At 69.8% G+C, this 15,860-nt stretch carries 13 protein-coding genes and 7 pseudogenes; 4 read left to right on the top strand and 16 right to left on the bottom strand.

Going from position 1 to position 15,860, the window contains the following annotated elements; all coding sequences use genetic code 11:
* The 4 genes and pseudogenes from ABZ281_RS12010 to ABZ281_RS11995 form a co-directional block, all read right to left on the bottom strand.
* A pseudogene (locus tag ABZ281_RS12010) lies at positions 1-297 on the bottom strand (alpha/beta hydrolase); the annotation flags it as partial.
* A gap of 174 nt (positions 298-471) precedes the next feature.
* Positions 472-1,656 (bottom strand): kynureninase, encoded by a 1,185-nt coding sequence (kynU, locus tag ABZ281_RS12005; RefSeq protein WP_356654586.1) that lies wholly within the window; start codon positions 1,654-1,656, stop codon positions 472-474.
* Positions 1,649-2,479, bottom strand: a complete 831-nt coding sequence (locus ABZ281_RS12000) for a tryptophan 2,3-dioxygenase family protein (RefSeq protein ID WP_356654584.1) — start codon at positions 2,477-2,479, stop codon at positions 1,649-1,651. The genes kynU and ABZ281_RS12000 overlap by 8 nt, the downstream gene beginning before the upstream one ends.
* A 150-nt stretch (positions 2,480-2,629) precedes the next feature.
* Positions 2,630-2,773, bottom strand: a pseudogene (locus ABZ281_RS11995) (DUF3151 family protein); the annotation flags it as partial.
* Between the two features lie 48 nt (positions 2,774-2,821).
* Here ABZ281_RS11995 and ABZ281_RS11990 point away from each other — a divergent pair.
* On the top strand, positions 2,822-3,058 hold the full coding sequence (locus ABZ281_RS11990) for a hypothetical protein (protein WP_356654592.1): 237 nt from the start codon (positions 2,822-2,824) through the stop codon (positions 3,056-3,058).
* Between the two features lie 267 nt (positions 3,059-3,325).
* Here the strand turns inward: ABZ281_RS11990 and ABZ281_RS11985 are convergent, their stop codons facing one another.
* Entirely contained in the window at positions 3,326-4,543 is a 1,218-nt protein-coding gene (locus ABZ281_RS11985; protein WP_356654582.1) for a hypothetical protein, read from the bottom strand.
* 340 nt (positions 4,544-4,883) lie between these two features.
* On the opposite strand from ABZ281_RS11985, the gene ABZ281_RS11980 reads away from it, so the two are divergent.
* Complete coding sequence (locus tag ABZ281_RS11980) at positions 4,884-5,387, top strand: hypothetical protein (RefSeq protein WP_356654580.1); 504 nt, start codon at positions 4,884-4,886, stop codon at positions 5,385-5,387.
* Between the two features lie 65 nt (positions 5,388-5,452).
* On the opposite strand, the gene ABZ281_RS11975 is transcribed toward ABZ281_RS11980, so the two are convergent.
* The 5 genes and pseudogenes from ABZ281_RS11975 to ABZ281_RS11955 all read right to left on the bottom strand — a co-directional run bounded on the left by ABZ281_RS11975 (position 5,453) and on the right by ABZ281_RS11955 (position 8,500).
* Positions 5,453-5,581, bottom strand: a complete 129-nt coding sequence (locus tag ABZ281_RS11975) for a hypothetical protein (RefSeq protein WP_356654590.1) — start codon at positions 5,579-5,581, stop codon at positions 5,453-5,455.
* Between the two features lie 46 nt (positions 5,582-5,627).
* A pseudogene (locus ABZ281_RS11970) lies at positions 5,628-6,656 on the bottom strand (serine hydrolase domain-containing protein); the annotation flags it as partial.
* Between the two features lie 88 nt (positions 6,657-6,744).
* Positions 6,745-7,660 (bottom strand): annotated as a pseudogene (locus ABZ281_RS11965) (glycosyltransferase family 4 protein); the annotation flags it as partial.
* Positions 7,659-8,018 (bottom strand): annotated as a pseudogene (locus tag ABZ281_RS11960) (dCTP deaminase); the annotation flags it as partial. The pseudogenes ABZ281_RS11960 and ABZ281_RS11965, both read right to left, overlap by 2 nt.
* Complete coding sequence (locus ABZ281_RS11955; protein WP_356654578.1) at positions 8,015-8,500, bottom strand: hypothetical protein; 486 nt, start codon at positions 8,498-8,500, stop codon at positions 8,015-8,017. The pseudogene ABZ281_RS11960 and the gene ABZ281_RS11955, both read right to left, overlap by 4 nt.
* A 153-nt stretch (positions 8,501-8,653) precedes the next feature.
* Between ABZ281_RS11955 and ABZ281_RS11950 the strand changes: the two are divergent.
* A pseudogene (locus tag ABZ281_RS11950) lies at positions 8,654-8,899 on the top strand (transcriptional regulator); the annotation flags it as partial.
* A 420-nt stretch (positions 8,900-9,319) separates the two neighbouring features.
* Here ABZ281_RS11950 and ABZ281_RS11945 read toward each other — a convergent pair.
* Positions 9,320-10,768 carry a recombinase family protein gene (locus ABZ281_RS11945; protein WP_356654576.1) on the bottom strand — a complete coding sequence of 483 codons (1,449 nt, stop codon included), beginning with the start codon at positions 10,766-10,768 and terminating at the stop codon, positions 9,320-9,322.
* Positions 10,769-10,890: 122 nt separating this feature from the next.
* Between ABZ281_RS11945 and ABZ281_RS11940 the strand changes: the two genes are divergently transcribed.
* A complete protein-coding gene (locus ABZ281_RS11940) occupies positions 10,891-11,310 on the top strand; it encodes a DUF3151 domain-containing protein (RefSeq protein WP_261723755.1) in 420 nt (139 codons plus the stop codon).
* 67 nt (positions 11,311-11,377) lie between these two features.
* Here ABZ281_RS11940 and ABZ281_RS11935 read toward each other — a convergent pair.
* The 5 genes and pseudogenes from ABZ281_RS11935 to ABZ281_RS11915 form a co-directional block, all read right to left on the bottom strand.
* Positions 11,378-11,662 (bottom strand): annotated as a pseudogene (locus tag ABZ281_RS11935) (DUF3151 domain-containing protein); the annotation flags it as partial.
* 56 nt (positions 11,663-11,718) lie between these two features.
* The gene (locus ABZ281_RS11930) at positions 11,719-13,188 is read right to left on the bottom strand and encodes an MFS transporter (RefSeq protein WP_356654574.1); all 1,470 of its coding nucleotides are present in this window, start codon (positions 13,186-13,188) and stop codon (positions 11,719-11,721) included.
* A 96-nt stretch (positions 13,189-13,284) separates the two neighbouring features.
* Entirely contained in the window at positions 13,285-14,307 is a 1,023-nt protein-coding gene (gene fbaA, locus ABZ281_RS11925; protein ID WP_097218402.1) for a class II fructose-bisphosphate aldolase, read from the bottom strand.
* Positions 14,308-14,455: 148 nt separating this feature from the next.
* Positions 14,456-15,004, bottom strand: coding sequence for an orotate phosphoribosyltransferase (gene pyrE / locus ABZ281_RS11920; protein ID WP_356654571.1), 549 nt, complete (start codon positions 15,002-15,004; stop codon positions 14,456-14,458).
* A gap of 10 nt (positions 15,005-15,014) precedes the next feature.
* Positions 15,015-15,782, bottom strand: a complete 768-nt coding sequence (locus tag ABZ281_RS11915) for an aldose 1-epimerase (RefSeq protein WP_356654588.1) — start codon at positions 15,780-15,782, stop codon at positions 15,015-15,017.
* Between the last annotated feature and the right edge of the window lie 78 nt (positions 15,783-15,860).

Below are 15,860 nucleotides of genomic sequence, written 5' to 3'. Positions count from 1 at the left end.
GTCGTCACCGCCGCCGCGCCGGTACTCGGCACTGGCCACGGCGAACCCGCGGCGCGCCAGGAAGTCCGCGAAGGGGCTGATGTGACGCCGGTCGTAGGGGGCCCGCCAGGCACCGCCGTGCAGGACGAGGACGACGGGGGCGGGCCCGGGGCCGCCGGCCCGGCGCGGGGCGAAGAAGTCGATCACCTGGTCGGGGTGGTCGCCGTAGGCCGCGGTGGCGTCGGGGTCGACGGGCGCGTGGGAGAAGGCCGACTTCTCCTCGGCAGCGGCCCGTGCTGCTGCGACGTCGTCCGTCATGCTCCAACCTTCCAGCGATGAACCGTACGCGGCGGACCAGTTGAGGGGGTCAGCCGTTGGCCGGGACGGTACCAGGCGCGTGACATGCGAGGACATGCAGATGTCACGCTCGGTGAAGATCGGGCGGACACGCGGGGCCGGACACCACTCCAGGCGTCCCGGCCCCGCCGCCGCTCAGGCCAGCGTCTGCGCCAGCACCCGCGCCGCCCGCTCCACATCGGCGAACCCGACGTACAGCGGTGTGAAGCCGAAGCGCAGCACGTCCGGCGCCCGGAAGTCGCCGACCACTCCCCGCTCGATCAGCCGTTTCATCACGTCACCGGCGTCGTCACAGCGCAGCGCGATCTGGCTGCCCCGTTCCTCGTGCACCACCGGCGTCACGCACGAGACCCGGCCCTCGGGCACGTACGCCGCCACGCACTCCAGGAAGAAGTCCGTCAGCGCGAGGGACTTGGCCCGCACCGCCTCGACCGACACCCCTTCCCAGACCTCCAGGGCCGCCTCCAGGGCAAGCATGGAGAGGATGTCGGGCGTGCCGACCCGGCCGCGCAGGGCGCCGGGGGCCGGTTCGTAGCCGGTGCGCATGCCGAAGGGTTCGGCATGCGAGTTCCACCCGGGCAGCGGCGAGTCGAAGCAGTCCTGCAGCTCCCGCCGCACATACAGGTACGCGGGTGAACCGGGCCCGCCGTTCAGGTACTTGTAGGTGCAGCCGACCGCGAGGTCCACCCCGTGTTCGTCCAGTCCGACCGGCAGCGCGCCCGCGCTGTGGCACAGGTCCCACACGGCGACCGCGCCCGACTCGTGCACGGCGGCCGTCAGACCGGGCAGGTCGTGCAGCCGGCCGGTGCGGTAGTCGACGTGGTTGAGCAGGACGGCGGCGGTGCGCTCACCCAGCGCGCCCGGCACGTCCGCCGGTGCCACGGGCCGCAGGGTGCAGCCGGTCATTCGGGCGGCGGACTCGGCGATGTACCCGTCGGTGGGGAAGGTCGTCGCGTCGACGAGGAGCTCGTCACGGCCCTCCCCGGCCATCCGCACCGCACCCACGAGTGCCTTGAAGACGTTGACGCTGGTGGAGTCGCCCACCACGATCTGCCCGGGCGCCGCCCCGACCAGCGGGGCGATCCGGTCACCGATCCGCTCGGGCGCCGTCCACCAGCCGCTCTCCTCCCAGGACCGGATGCGCAGCTCGCCCCACTGGCGGCGTACGACGTCCTCGACCCGGCCGGGCACGACGGCGGGCAGCGCGCCCAGCGAGTTGCCGTCGAGGTAGACAACGTCGTCGAGCACGAACTCGGCGCGCTTGCCGGCCAGTTCGTCGACGGCGTCCAGCTTCTCTGCCGCGATGGCCGGCTCAGACATGGGACCGCGCCGTCCACAGCTCGGGGAACACGTTCTTCTGCGCGCGCTTCTCCAGCCAGGCCACCCCGGCGGAGCCGCCCGTGCCGGTCTTGGCACCCATCGCACGGCGGGTGGCGACCAGGTGGTCGTTGCGCCAGCGCCACACCAGCTCGGCGACATCGCTCAGCGCCTCGCCCAGCCGGGCGACCTCGTCGCTCTCGTCGCCCGAGTAGACGGCCGTCCAGGCCGCCTCCACCTCCGGCGACGGCTCGTAGCGCCGCGACACATCGCGCCGCAGCACGGCCTCCGGAACGTCGTACCCGCGCCGCGCCAGCAGCCGCACGACCTCGTCGTACAGGCTCGGCTCGTGCAGCGCCTTCTCCAGTTCGGCGTGCACGCGCGGTGCGCCCCGGTGCGGGACGAGCATGGACGCGGACTTGTCGCCGAGCAGGAACTCCATGCGCCGGTACATCGCCGACTGGAAACCGGAGCCCTCGCCGAGGGCGCTGCGGTACGAGTTGAACTGGGCCGGCGTGAGCTGGGCGAGCGGCTTCCAGGAGTGGTTGAGCGCCTCCAGCTCGCGGACGGACCTCTTGAGCGCGGCGATGGCGGTGGGGATGTCGTCACCCCGGAGCGCGCCGGCCGCCGTCTCCCACTCGTGGACGATGACGGTGAACCACAGCTCCATCACCTGGGTCGTCACCAGGAAGACCATCTCTCCGGGGTCCTCGGAGAGGGTGTGCTGGAGGTGGGTGAGTACGTCTGCCTTGACGTAGTCCTCGTACGGCGTCGTGCCGTGGAAGTCGAGATGCGGGGTCTCGGGCTCGTGAGCCTCGTGGGACATCGCTGTCTCCTGCGTATAACTCCGGGTAGCGGTCCGCCCCTGCCGAATCCGACACGGGGGCCCCGGTCCCCGAGGGCATCTTGCGCAATCGTCCCCCGAAACCGCAAGGCCCGCCTTTCGGGGACGGGCCTCGCGGGCACGGACCGTGTGTCAGCCCAGGACCTGCGCCGCCGTCGGCGAGGAGTCCTTCAGGAACTGGGAGCAGCGCTCGTACTCCTCCTGTTCGCCGATCGCCTGCGCGGCGCGGGCGAGGGCGTGCAGGGCGCGCAGGAAGCCGCGGTTCGGCTCGTGCTCCGGGGAGAATGATGGAAGATGTACCCGAGAGTGGGAGGGGATCTCGGTATGACCGAGCAGGAGTGGCTGGACAGCCTCGCGGCCCAGTTGCCGGAGCGGAACCTGGAGTGGGTGTCGGACCTTGCCAGGATCTGCTCCACGGAGTGGGTAGGAGACAAGCCGCCGACAGGGGAGGCTTACGAACCCGCCGCGCCAAATGCAGCTGCCCATGACGGCGGCGTTTCGAGGGCGCCAGAGAGCCGAGGAGGTCTCTACTACGCTCCCGCTCAGAACGACGAGATCTGAACTCATGCACTCTTCGTCCCGAATGAGGCTCGTCCAAGATCGACACCGGGCGGTCTTGCGTTTTGCCTGGTCAGGCCATTGGGATGGGACGGTCTCGGGTGTGGGAGGGGCTCCGGGAGCGGGTTGGCCCCCAGATGGCTCCCAGCGCGGGGCAGGTGTGTGTGAAGTGGTGATGACGCAACAAGGGCTGCGGATGGGACCGGTAGTCTCCCGGTGATCCTCGGCACGTTCCGTTCGCCTGCCGCAACCAGACCTGCGACGTCCACGTCATCTGTGCTCCACCGGGAGGGAGGCCGTGTCGCTGGCGGCTCCCCTCTGCCCGGGAACTGAGGGCGAGCAGTTGGACGCAGCTTCTGGGAAATGAACCATGCGTGCCCTGCTCAAACTGGTCAGCGCGAGCGCCACTGTCACCAGGACAACGGCAGCGAGAGGGCCTCCGGGGGCCTTCGCCCATGCAGGGGCACTGGAGCCGAGGGGGCCGCTGGAGACCAGCGCGGGGAAACAGGCCAGGAGCCCGGCGCCGGCGACCCAGCGTCGCCGCACGCGATAGCCGGAGCCTGACGCGGCAGCGAGGACGGCGAGGATGAAGGCGGCGAGCAAGGGTGCCCCGGGCGAACGGACACCCCAAGCCGGCTGGAGACCCGACAACATGGCCAACCCCAGGGCTCCGCAGAATGCGAACACAGCTCCGATCGCCAATGCCAGAGTCGCAGCGGTCCTGTGCTTGGGGACCACGATCCTGACTGGCGGCGTTGGCTGCGGTTCGCCTCGTAGCTCGGCGTCGAGCATGGCAACGAGCTCCCGGTGGCTCTTGCGGCCTCGCCAAGTGAACAGGGTGCTGAGCAACACCGTTGCCGTCGCAAGCAGTTGCCAGCTGTCGACGACCGCCTCCACGAGGGTCGCCCCGCGTGCCACGCGGGGAGTCAGGCAACCCAATGCCACCCACAGCACGAGAACTCCATGGAAGCAGCGCCGTCGATCATGTTGCTTCCGTAAGGCTCGTTCGTATCGGGCCACCGTCTCCGCCCACCGGCGTGCGTCGAGGCTTCTGGGGGTTGAGGACTCGATGTCGGCCAGCAACCTGGCGGCCAGGTGGCGTGTAAGCAGTCCATCGCCGTCGAAGTACTTCGTGTGATCGCCCAATGGGTGGCCGAGTACCGGTGTGGCCTCCTGCTCTACGCCCTTTGGGAGCGTGGGGAACAGCATCCTGCCCACCATGTCGTGCTGGCTGCTGCACTCCTCCCACTCGAGCTGCTTCGCGCCCTTGGACGGCGGTAGAGCAAAGAGCGTCTCCGCATCGGGGCGGATGCGGAACCTGAGGGTCAGTCCGCACACGAGCGTCAGCGTCGCGCTCACCACAATCGCAGTCCACCGGGGGGCTGTCTCCAAGGGAACGCCGGGTACGGATTCCGGGGTGCTTGACCCGTTCCTGCCGTTGCCGGCCGACCCACCCGGTGGCGAAGCCCGCCAAAACAGCAGGGACATGCGCACCTCCCCCCGGAAGCCCCACTCTGAGCGGGCTCATCCTGCCCACGGTGCACGGGAATAACCAGGGTGCATATGAGGACCAAACCTTGGTTCGCCCACGCCATGGCGAGATCCATTTGACGGCGTGGGTGCCGATTCCCCAGGTAGGAAGTGTGAGGCACGGCCATAACGCCGAAGCTGAAGCGCGGTGATGATGGCTTGATCCCATAGGACGGATAGGCCAGTCCGTTGGCCGGTCCCGCCCTGGACACGCGCCCCGTAGACCTGCCCGCTCGCTGAAGGTGATCGGTCGCCAGTAGCCTCCGTTTCCGGCCAGCCCCAACACGGGAGACGCTCGATGACTGATACGCCAGTGCCCGATGCGGTCAACACGCTTCAGTTCGCTCGTGACCTCGCGCGCCTCGAAGCACGTCTCGCGGATGCGGCAGGGGAATGGCTGCCTCTGGAGCAGCAATCACCGGCGGCTGCCGGGTTCCTCGTACTGCTGCATGAGCTCACGGAGGGCACAGACCCCGTGCCGGCCATCGCGACGGCGATGCGTGCCCATGATCGCGTGTACGAGAACAAGCGCGAGCATCACGAGGCGAGCGAGGAGCAGCGGCGGATCATTGAGGAGGAGGTCGCGGCGGAAGAGGAGGTCACGAAGAAGGTCGAGTGCCCGTTCTGTGGCGTGTCGGCGGGGATGAACTGTCGTGGCACAGGGGCTGGTGGAGGGTTGAGGAAGCGGAGCCATCGGGACCGCTTCCGCCTGGCGCGGAGCCTCAACGATGCGCCGTCCGAGCCCGGCGGAGGAACGGCCTCTCCACGAGGTAGTACGACAGCAGGGCCAGCGTCACGGTGAGTACCGCCGTGGCCGTCAGCCGCCCCTCCTGCACGCCGAGGGAGGCCAGCAGCCGTACGACGGGATTAGTGCCACAGGTAGATCCCGTAACTGAGGTTGCGGCCGACCCAGGCGAGCGGCTCCCACGCCAGCAGACGGGAGAGCCAGGCGTCGGGCCGCAGTTCGAGTCCGGCGACGAGGGTGGCGGAGGTCACCGCCACCCCGATTCCTGTCCGCCCCGTCAGGTGAAGACGATCCTGCGAACGTATTGCGCACGTCAGTAAGCGGCTGACGATCGCGCGTGTAATAGAGCTTGTTGGTCAGCAGTACCGCCCAGCGGTCATCGGCCGGAGCGACCCACATGCCGGTTCCTGTGAAGCCGTAGTGCACCCAGCAGCCCTGGGCGGCCACGGTCTCTGGTGCCGGATGCCAGAACAGGCCGCGGGCGGGGCTGAGTTGCCCGGTGTGGATCTAAAGCGACTCCTTGATCCAGGCCGGCCCGAAGCCGGGAGACTCGGGCGACTGGTCGGGGTCGAGCAGGTGGCGGAGGAAGGCGGCGAGGTCGTCGAGTACGGAGAAGACGCCTGCGATACCGCACACGCCGCCGAGGAGACGGGCTGAGAAGTCGTGAGCGGTTCCCCTGAGATGTGCCCTGGTGCTCTCGTCGAGTTCTGTTGGCGCACAGCGGGTCAGGGACGCTTCGGAGAGCGGTCCGAAGCGGGTGGCGGTCATGCCCAGGGGATGCCAGACGCGGGTGGCGGCGAGTTGGTCCAGGGACTCGCCGGAGAGGTGTTCGGCGAGATAGCCCAGGATGAGGGCGGCGCGGTCGGTGTGTTCGACGGCTTGGCCTGGCGGACGGTGGAGGGCTTCGTGGAGTACGCCGTCCCGGACGTCCTGGGGGTCGGTGCCGTAGAGGTTCTTGAGGTTGGCCCGGAGCGGGAGACCGGCGGTGTGGGTGAGCAGGTGCCGGGCGGAGACCTGGGAGAGCGGGTGTCCGGGGACCTCGGGCCAGAAGTCGCCCAGAGGTGCGTCGAGTTGGAGTTTACCGTCCTCGACGAGTGCGCCGACGGCCGACCAGACGGCGAGGATCTTGGTGAGGCTGGCGACGTCGAAGACGGTGTCGAGGCGCATCGGCGCGTCCGGCCGGGCCGGGTCCAGGACGCCGACGGTGCCACTGGCCCGCGTGCCGTCGCTGTCCCCGACGGCCCAGACCGCACCGGGGTAGACCCTGTCGCGGACACCCTCGTTGAGGAGCTGGTGGATGCGGTCGGTGTCGAGGTCGAAGGCCATGTTCTCCCGATCGGTCGTGGGCGCGAGGGTGTCCCGCCGGTCAGCGTAGTGAGGCAGCCGGGGCGGGAACGGCTGCGCCACAGGGGGATCAAGCGAGTTGTCGGCCGAGCGCGGTCAGAGCGCCGGCCGTGGCGCTGAGCGGGTAGCGGGCCGCGTTGGCACGGCCCGCTGCCTGGAGTGCGGCGATCAGGCCGGGTGTGCTCCGGAGCCGTTCGAGGTCCCGTGTGAGGGCGGTCGGGTTGGTGAAATCGGTGGCCAGGCCGCTCGCGCCGACAGATTCGTGCAGTCCGGCAACAGGCTGGTAGACGACGGGCAGTCCGCAGGCTTGGGCTTCGAGGGCGACCAGTCCCATGGCTTCGAGGGTGGTGGAGGGCATCACCAGGGCGTCGTGATCGGCGAAGGCCCTCCGCAGTTGGGGACGGCGGAGCCAGCCCAGGTAGCGGACTCGGGCTCCGAGGGGTCGCAGCAGAGGAGCCAGGGCGTGGAATGGTGGCGTGGGGCGACGCTCAGCTCGACGGCTTGTGTGAAAGGGAGTGCGTGCAGAAGGGCTTCGATGCCCTTTTCGGCGGTGTGGCGTCCGGCGTACAGCAGGCGGAGATGGCTGGTGGGCCGGTGGCCGCGACGCTGCGGTGGACTGGCGAGCAGATGGTCGGGGATGCCCCAGGGGATCGTTTCGCTCTTCCGGCGGTCGGTGGTGGGCGCGAGGCATAGCAGACGGTCGGCCATCGCCGCGGTGGGGACGACGATGGCGTCGGCGGCGCGCGCGGTTTCCTGCAGGACGCCGAGCTGGTTGCGTGGGCTTCGGCGAACAACAGATCGGTGCCATGGACGAGGACGAGGCGAGGGTGGTCGGGCAGTGCCCGGATCAGGGCAGGGGCGGCGCCGAAGGCGAGGTGCTGCAGGTGGAGTACGCCGATGTCGGTGGGCTTGAGCCGTTGCGACAGGGCCCTGCGCAGGGCGTGGACGTACTGGGTGAACGGCGGGCCTGCCAGACACTTGCCGGGTCCACTGGCCGTGGAAGCCGATGTCGCCGATGGGGGCGGTGATCTCGACGAACAGGCCGAGGCGTCCGACGGAGGAGCGGCCGAAAAGCAGCGGGACGAAGGTGTCTGAGCCGACCTCTTCGAGGGTGTGGCCGAGGTAGAGCTCGCCGGGCTGGAGGACGTACCCGTCCGGGCCGATCAGGAGCTCGGTGGTGGGGTTCGGCTGGCGGGTGTCCAGGACGTCGGCCGTGTAGGTGAGCAGCGTGGGGCCGAGGCGGACGTTGTAGCTGTTGGGGTTGACCTGGTCGGGGGCGAAGGGCGTGATCCGCAGGCGGCCGTCCTGGGCAGCGGCCGTAATCTCGGGACCGGTCAGGATCATTGCGTGCCTCCGTCGGCGGGGGCGGTGAGGACGTGCTTGACGGCCTGACTGAGGAGCAGCCCTGCGGCGTGTGTGCGGCCGGCGAGATAGGTGTCTGCGAGGTAGTCGATGGTCAGGACGGTGGTGATCCCGTCCGGCAGGGGATCCGGCGCGGTGACAAGCGGTCCGGCTTGCTCGGTGAGGTGTTTCAGCAGGCCGTGAAGGTCCTGACGGAAGTCCTCTGGAACGTGGGCGTGGACGAGCTGGTTGTCGAAGGGCTCGATGGCGAGCAGGTCGCCCAGGGTGAGGGCGTCGCTGAGGGAGATGGGCCGCAGCGCGGTCTCGTTGAGGATGACGGCGTCGGCGCCGAGCCCAGTCCGCAGACGTTCTGCGAGGTCGACGAGTAGGTCGTGGCGATTTAGAACTCCGCGCCGGTACGCCTTGGTGATGGGGCCGAGGACGGCGGTGAGCTGTTGGCTGACTTCGTCGATCGGTGCTTTCACTGCCGACAGGTCTGTGGGGACAGAGGCTGGGATCTGGTCCGGGAAGCGGGTGGTGCCGGCACCCCAGCCGCGTCCGACGGGTGTGGCGATCGCGTAGCCGTCGGTGAGTTCGCGGCCTTTGACGATGAGGGTGTCGCCGACCCGTACCGGGCCCGCGCCATGGAGCTCATCGACGCCGTAGTGGACGCGTTCCGCGAAACCCAGCGGGCCAACGCCGCCCACACCCAGGCCCGCGACGCCCTGGACGCCTACCTCGCCGAGCACCCCGACATCCGCGAGGAAGCCGACGTCATGGTCTCCAACGCCATGGCCGAGGCGTCCGCCAAGCACCTCCTGGATGCATACGGACCGCCGCCTACCCAGCACCCGGACGAGGCCGACACCTCAGACAAGGCATAGAGCCGTCTCCCCGCTCCCCCCACTCCCGTCCTGGGCCCGCAAACCCCCAGCACGGGCACCTCACCCCATCCCCAGTGATCGACCGGCGGACCGGTGTTGCCGCACCAACGCCCGCCAGAAGAGGACCCACCCCTTGCGCCAACCCGCAATACCCCCTGCCCCGCACCCACCCCGCGCGCCGACTCTCCCCTCCCTCCCCGTGTCCCACCGCCGCGTTCGCGCCCAACTGGCGACCACAGCGGCGCGGCGCGGGAGGGGCAGGTTCTTTGACCGAAGACCAATGGCTGCGCCGAGTAGAGGCTCAGCTCCCCGACCGCGACGAAGAGTGGGTCGACGACCTGCTCCGCATCTTCGGCATAGACCGGTCATGAACGAACGGCGCCGGGTCCCCAGCCACAACGGGGACCCGACGTCCTCGTATCACCGAAGCACCGGCTCGATATCCGCCGGATCGAAGATCGGCCCGTTGGACGCGGGCTTGATGACGACCGCGCGGAAGACCTTGAGGACCGCGGCGCGCTGCTGTTCGATCGCCAGGTTCTCCCACCGGCCCCGTATGTCGATGGGGCCGGCCGCGAAGGTCGCGGCCTCGGCCCGGTGCAGAGCTCGCTCCCGGTGCAGTTCCGCGATCTGCCGCTCCAGATCCTCGGTGAGCGCGATGTAGCGGGCAGCCGACATGCGCTTCTCCTGCCACGCCTGCTTGAACTCGGCCATATCCCGTTCCAGGGAAGCTAGTTGCTCCTCCTTGGTCCACTCCGACACGCGCTCACGGACGTTCGCCAGCGCCTTGTCCGAGCTGAGGAACACGGCATTCCTGATGAGACGGTCGACGGGTTCGCCAGCCCGGGCCACTCCCCCGCATCCACCGTCGTTCTTGCCGGGGCACGCGTACTTGAACTGCGATGACGTCTTCGACTTCCGGTACGACGGGAAGGCCCGCATCTTCGTACCGCACCGCCCGCAACGAGCGATGCCGGAGAGCAGGTACTTGGTGGCGTTGTCCCGTACGGCACATCCCTCCGACTCCCGCTTGACCTTCTCCGTCAGCAGGTACCAGTCGTCGGGAGTGATGATCGGCTCCCAGTCACCGACGACGGGAGCACCGCTCTCGTCCAGGAACAGCTCGCCCTGGTGCATCCGGTAGCCGCAGATCCGCGGGTTCAGCAGCATCCGCTTGATCTTGGAGTCGTCGAAGACGCCGCCGCTGTGCGACCTGACCCCCTTGTCCCGCCACTCACGCGCGATCGACGCCCAGCGGATGCCACCCAGGAAGTCCTTCACCGCCTTGCGGAGGTTCTCGGCCTCTTCCGGCACCAGCGTCCGTCGGTCCTCGCGGTTCCATCCGTACGGCGCCCGACCACCGGGAAGCTTACCCTTCGCCGCCAGTTCCAGGTGCTTGCGCTTCGTCCGCTTCGACGTGTCCGCCGAGGACTTGTTGGCGATGGTGACCTTGATCCGGGCGATGAACCGGCCGTTCTCCGTGGACAGGTCGATGTCCGAGGCCGATACGGAGTCGAAGACGAGGTGGCGCTTCCGACGCTCGGCATCCTCGTACTCGTCAATCCACGCTTCCAGTTCACGAGGCTGACGCGTGAAGCGGTCGATGTCCCAAGCGACGACCCCGTCGATCCGCCCGGCCTTCAGGTCTTCCAGCATCTGCCGGAACTCGGGTCGTACCGTCTTGCGCTTGTACGCGGAGAGGTCGTTGTCCTCATAGACCTTGGCGACCTCCCACCCCCGGGCAGCGCAGTGCAGTCGGCAGTCCTCCTCCTGTCGCGCGACGCCAAGCCCCTCAGCCTCGTCGTCCTTGCTGATCCGGGTGTAGATGCCCACCTGCATGGCCCCGGAGGACCCCCGTCGTGCTGCCATGCGCCGGATCGTCGCATATCGCGATCAGGTACATCAAGCGCCATTCTCATATCCACCCGACCCACGGCCGATATCCCTCGAAGGCGTCCCGAACCTCCGTCCCCAAGTGGCAGACTGATTGCATGACGACGCACAAGAACCTGCTCGGCGGCCCGGACCCGACCTACCTGCCGGAGAACGAAGAGGCGTACCGCCTGCTGGGCGAGGAATCCCAGCCCCCGGCCGAGGTCGCGGCGAAGCATCCGACGTTCTCGCTCGCCTGGGCGATGCTCGCCGACGACGCCTTCGAGGCGGGGCGAGTTGTCGAGTCGTACGCCTACGCGCGGACCGGCTATCACCGCGGCCTGGACTCGCTGCGCCGGGCCGGCTGGAAGGGGCACGGCCCCATCCCTTGGGACCACCGGGCCAATCGCGGATTCCTGCGCTGCCTCGCTGCCCTCGCCCGTGCCGCCGGCGAGATCAACGAGAAGGACGAGACGGAGCGTTGCTGGCAGTTCCTCAAGGACAGCAGTGCCGAGGCGTACACCGAACTGAAGCGGTAGTCACGGCAGTTGAGACGTCTGTGCCGCCGTCACTCAGACAGCGGCGGCGGCACGGAATTCAGAATTACGGCACCGGGCCGTGGCCCTTCCAGCCGCTGCGGCGCAGCGCGTCCAGACCGCGGTGGTAGCCCGTGCGGGCGTACGCGTACGACTCGACGGCGGCGCCCCGCTCGAACGCCTCGTCGGCGAGCTGCGCCCAGGCGAGCGAGGAGGTGGGGTGCGTACCGGCGACCTCGACGGGCGAGGCACCCGACGCGAGCATTTCCCGCGGCCCGGGGTCGTCGGGGAGGTGGGTCGGGGGCGGGCCCCCGAGAAGGTTCTCGTGAATGGACCTGCCCCAAGTCTGCGCCATCCCACTCGGCCGCGGGCACCGGACCCGCTCAGCCGCAGCACCAGCGCCCCGCCCCTCTACCCCAACCGCTTCCGCACCGGCTCCCCCTCCAGCGGCGGCGCCGTCACACCCCCGTGCCGCAGGCACTCCGGCCGCTTGCAGTCCGGCGGCGGCCTGCGCACCACCGCAAACGCGATCACCGCCCCCACCACCAGCGCCCCCGCGCACCAGCCCATCGCCTTGCCGAACGCCGTGTCGAAGGCGGCCGGCTCCCGGTACGCCTCCTCCCCCATCCCCGCCAGCAGCGGCAGCGCCGCCACCGCCATCAGACCCGCCGCCCGGGCCGCCGCGTTGTTGATGCCGCTGGCCAGCCCGGCCCGCACCACGCTCACCGAGCCCAGCACCGTCGCCGTCAGCGGCGCCACCAGCGTGACCAGGCCCAGCCCGAGCACCACCAGCGCCGGCAGCACATCGACGGCGTAGGACGCCCCCGGCCCGACCCGCAGCATCAGCAGCATCCCCGCCGCGCACAGCAGCGGCCCCACCGTCAGCGGGATCCGCGGCCCGATGCGGTCGGCCAGCTCCCCGGAGCGCGCCGACAGCAGCAGCATCAGCACGGTCGTCGGCAGCAGTGCCGTACCGGCGGCGAGGGCGGAGTAGCCCACGACCACCTGAAGCTGGAGCGCGGCGAGGAAGAAGAACCCGCCGAGGGCCGCGTACAGGCACAGCGTGACAAGGTTGACGGCCGTGAACTGCCGGGACGCGAAGATGTCCGGCGGCATCATCGGATCGGGCCGGCGCCGCTCGACGACCACGAACGCGACGGCCGCGGCCAGCCCGGCCACCGCCGAGACCACCACGACCAGGCCGCCCTCACCGGCCTCGATCAGCGCGTACGTCACCAGCGCGAGGGCCAGCGCCCCCAGCACGGCCCCGAGCACGTCGAACCGCCCGTGCGCCCGCTGTCCCCCACCCGACTCGGGAACATGCCGCAGCGCGACCGGCACGCACACCAGCGCCAGCGGCACGTTCAGCAGGAACACCCACCGCCAGCCCGGCCCGTCCACCAGCCAGCCGCCGACGAACGGCCCGACCGCGGCCCCGATCCCGCCGAAGCCGGACCACAGGCCCACGGCCCGCCCCCGGTCGTCGGGGTGGAAGGACGCCTGGATCAGCGCCAGCGACCCGGGCGTGAGGAGTGCACCACCCACCCCCTGCAGCGCCCGCGCGGCGATCAGCACGCCGGCGTTCGGCGCGATGCCGCACAGCAGCGACGCCACCGCGAACCACACCACGCCGACGACGAACACCTTGCGCCGCCCGAACCGGTCCCCCAGCGCCCCGCCCAGCAGGATCAGCCCGGCCAGCGTGACCATGTAGGCGTTGACCGTCCACTGCAGGGCGGACAGGTTCGCGTCGAGGTCGCGGCCGATGCGCGGCAGGGCGACATTGACGACGGTGGAGTCCAGCAGCGCCATGCCGGAGCCGAGGACGGTGGTGAGCAGGACCCACTTGCCCTGCGGGGAGGCCAACCGGACATCGGGCATGCAGGGAGCATACGGAAGAGCCCGGCACCCCAGGAGGTGCCGGGCTCCACGCGAGCGAACCGGAAGCGAGCCGGTGTAAACCGCCGCGAACCGGACTTACTTGATCTTCGTGCCGGTCGAGCGCAGGTTGCCGCAGGCCTCGACGACGCGCGCGGACATGGAGGCCTCGGCCAGCTTGCCCCAGGTGCGCGGGTCATAGGTCTTCTTGTTGCCGACCTCGCCGTCGACCTTCAGGACGCCGTCGTAGTTGCGGAACATGTGGTCCGCGACCGGGCGCGTGAACGCGTACTGGGTGTCCGTGTCGATGTTCATCTTCACGACGCCGTTCTCCAGCGCGGTGCGGATCTCCGCCTCCGTGGAGCCGGAGCCGCCGTGAAAGACGAAGTCGAACGGGGAACCCTTGCCGAACTTGGCGGCGACGCCCTCGTTCAGCTCCTTCAGCAGCTCGGGACGCAGGACGACGTTGCCCGGCTTGTACACGCCGTGCACGTTGCCGAACGACGCGGCCAGCAGGTAGCGGCCCTTCTCACCGAGGCCCAGGGCCTCGGCGGTGCGGATCGCGTCGTCGACCGTGGTGTACAGGGAGTCGTTGATCTCGTGGGTGACGCCGTCCTCCTCGCCACCGGTCGGGGTGATCTCCACCTCGAGGATGATCTTCGCGGCGCGGGCCTGCTCCAGCAGCTCCTGCGCGATGGAGAGGTTGTCGGCGAGGGTCTCGGCCGAGCCGTCCCACATGTGCGACTGGAACAGCGGGTTCAGACCGGCCTCGACGCGCTTCTGGGAGAGCGCCAGCAGCGGGCGTACGTACCCGTCGAGCTTGTCCTTGGGGCAGTGGTCGGTGTGCAGCGCGATGTTCACCGGGTACTTCTCGGCGACGATGTGCGCGAACTCGGCCAGGGCGACCGCGCCGGTCACCATGTCCTTGCTGTACTGACCGCCCAGGAACTCGGCGCCACCCGTGGAGATCTGGACGATGCCGTCGCTCTCCGCCTCAGCGAAACCGCGCAGGGCCGCGTGCAGGGTCTGGGTGGAGGTCACGTTGATGGCCGGGTAGGCGAACTTTCCTGCCTTCGCCCGGTCCAGCATCTCGTTGTAGACCTCGGGAGTTGCGATGGGCATGCGTCCGCTCCTTGTATCTGCGGGTTGACGTACTGCTGTGTCTAACGGCCCTGACCTAGACCTTGGGGTGCGACGTCATCGTCGGCCCCATCTTTCCAGACTTGGCCGGAAGGTCCAGGCCACCGTCCACGCCCTGGTCAGTCCCCGGTCAGTCGAGGCCCAGCTCGTCCTTCGAGAAGGCGAAGAGGTACGGCACCCCGGCGCCCTCCTGGATCTTCTCGGCGGCGCCGGTCGCCCGGTCGACGATGGTCGCGACGGCGACGACCTCGGCCCCGGCCTCGCGCACGGCCTCGACGGCCGTGAGCGGGGAGCCGCCGGTGGTGGAGGTGTCCTCGACGACCAGCACGCGGCGGCCCGCGATGTCCGGGCCCTCGACGCGGCGCTGGAGTCCGTGCGCCTTGGCGGCCTTGCGCACGACGAAGGCGTCCAGGCGCCTGCCGCGCGCGGCGGCCGCGTGCAGCATGGCGGCGGCGACCGGGTCGGCGCCCATGGTCAGACCGCCGACGGCGTCGAAGTCCAGCTCGGCGGTCAGGTCCAGCAGCACCTGGCCGACCAGCGGGGCGGCTTCCCCGTCGAGCGTGACGCGCCGGAGGTCGACGTAGTAATCGGCCTCGAGACCCGACGACAGGGTCACCTTGCCGTGCACCACGGCCTTGTCCTTGATCTGCTGCAGCAGCGCGCCGCGTGTGTCCGTCATGGCGCCCAGCTTAAAGGCGGCGCCAGCTCCAGGTCGTGCGGGCCTCCAGCGGCTCCAGGGGCGTGACCAGGCGCGGCAGGGTGTTGAGGCCGTTGGGCGGACCCGTCTGCGGTTCCACGCACACGGCCTCCCGCTGCTCGTCGTAGACGACGACCCACTCCTCCCGGCTGGTCACCTTCAGCTCCAGCTGACCGGGCCAGGTCAGGGTGGCCTCGACGCCGCCGGGCATGCCGAAGCAGTCGTCCCAGGGGCCGGGCTTCGGGTCGAGGCGGTTGCCCGTGGGCAGGTGGTCGTCGCCGCGCTCCTCCTGCCAGGCGGGGTCGAAGCCGAGGGTCACGTCCTCGCCGCCGAGGTTCCGGTTGAACCAGGGGTGCCAGCCGATCTGCGCCGGGAAGGACGAGTCGTACGTCTCGACGGACATGGTCAGCGTCAGCGCGTCCTCGGTGAGGGCGACGATCTGGGTGACGAGACCCGAGTGGGGCCAGGGGGCGGCGAGCTCGCAGGTGAGGACGGCCTCGTCCTGGCTCGTGCGGGCGGTGCGCCAGGCGCCGTCGCGGACGGTGCCGTGGATGGCGTGGGGCGGGGCGTTGAGCGGCATCTGCCGCACTTCGGCACCGTCCAGGAACCGTCCGTCCCGGATCCGGCCGCACCAGGGCACCATCGGGAAGCACCCGAACCGCTCACCCTGGCGGAGCAGTTCGACGCCGCCGATCCGCAGTCCTCCGACCCGGCCGCCGTTGCCCGGCTGCACGGTCACCTCCGCGTCACCCGCGGTCAGCGTGGCATCGGACTGCGCACCCCCGTGGGCCCGATGCTCCGCACCGCGCTCGAAGTGCCCTTCCTGCCCCGCCGCCAC

The sequence above is a fragment of the Streptomyces sp. NPDC006265 genome, assembly GCF_040613555.1.
In the GTDB taxonomy this organism is placed as follows: domain Bacteria; phylum Actinomycetota; class Actinomycetes; order Streptomycetales; family Streptomycetaceae; genus Streptomyces.
The sequence above is the reverse complement of the archived record's forward strand: the minus strand, read 5'-3'. Positions and strand labels throughout refer to the sequence as shown.

Coding starts and splice junctions, on each gene's coding strand:
- kynU (WP_356654586.1), bottom strand. CDS start 1,656: ATGTCTGAGCCGGCCATCGCGGCAGAGAAGCTGGACGCCGTCGACGAA.
- ABZ281_RS11985 (WP_356654582.1), bottom strand. CDS start 4,543: ATGTCCCTGCTGTTTTGGCGGGCTTCGCCACCGGGTGGGTCGGCCGGC.
- pyrE (WP_356654571.1), bottom strand. CDS start 15,004: ATGACGGACACACGCGGCGCGCTGCTGCAGCAGATCAAGGACAAGGCC.
- ABZ281_RS11940 (WP_261723755.1), top strand. CDS start 10,891: ATGACGACGCACAAGAACCTGCTCGGCGGCCCGGACCCGACCTACCTG.
- ABZ281_RS11980 (WP_356654580.1), top strand. CDS start 4,884: ATGACTGATACGCCAGTGCCCGATGCGGTCAACACGCTTCAGTTCGCT.
- fbaA (WP_097218402.1), bottom strand. CDS start 14,307: ATGCCCATCGCAACTCCCGAGGTCTACAACGAGATGCTGGACCGGGCG.
- ABZ281_RS11990 (WP_356654592.1), top strand. CDS start 2,822: ATGACCGAGCAGGAGTGGCTGGACAGCCTCGCGGCCCAGTTGCCGGAG.
- ABZ281_RS12000 (WP_356654584.1), bottom strand. CDS start 2,479: ATGTCCCACGAGGCTCACGAGCCCGAGACCCCGCATCTCGACTTCCAC.
- ABZ281_RS11945 (WP_356654576.1), bottom strand. CDS start 10,768: ATGGCAGCACGACGGGGGTCCTCCGGGGCCATGCAGGTGGGCATCTAC.
- ABZ281_RS11930 (WP_356654574.1), bottom strand. CDS start 13,188: ATGCCCGATGTCCGGTTGGCCTCCCCGCAGGGCAAGTGGGTCCTGCTC.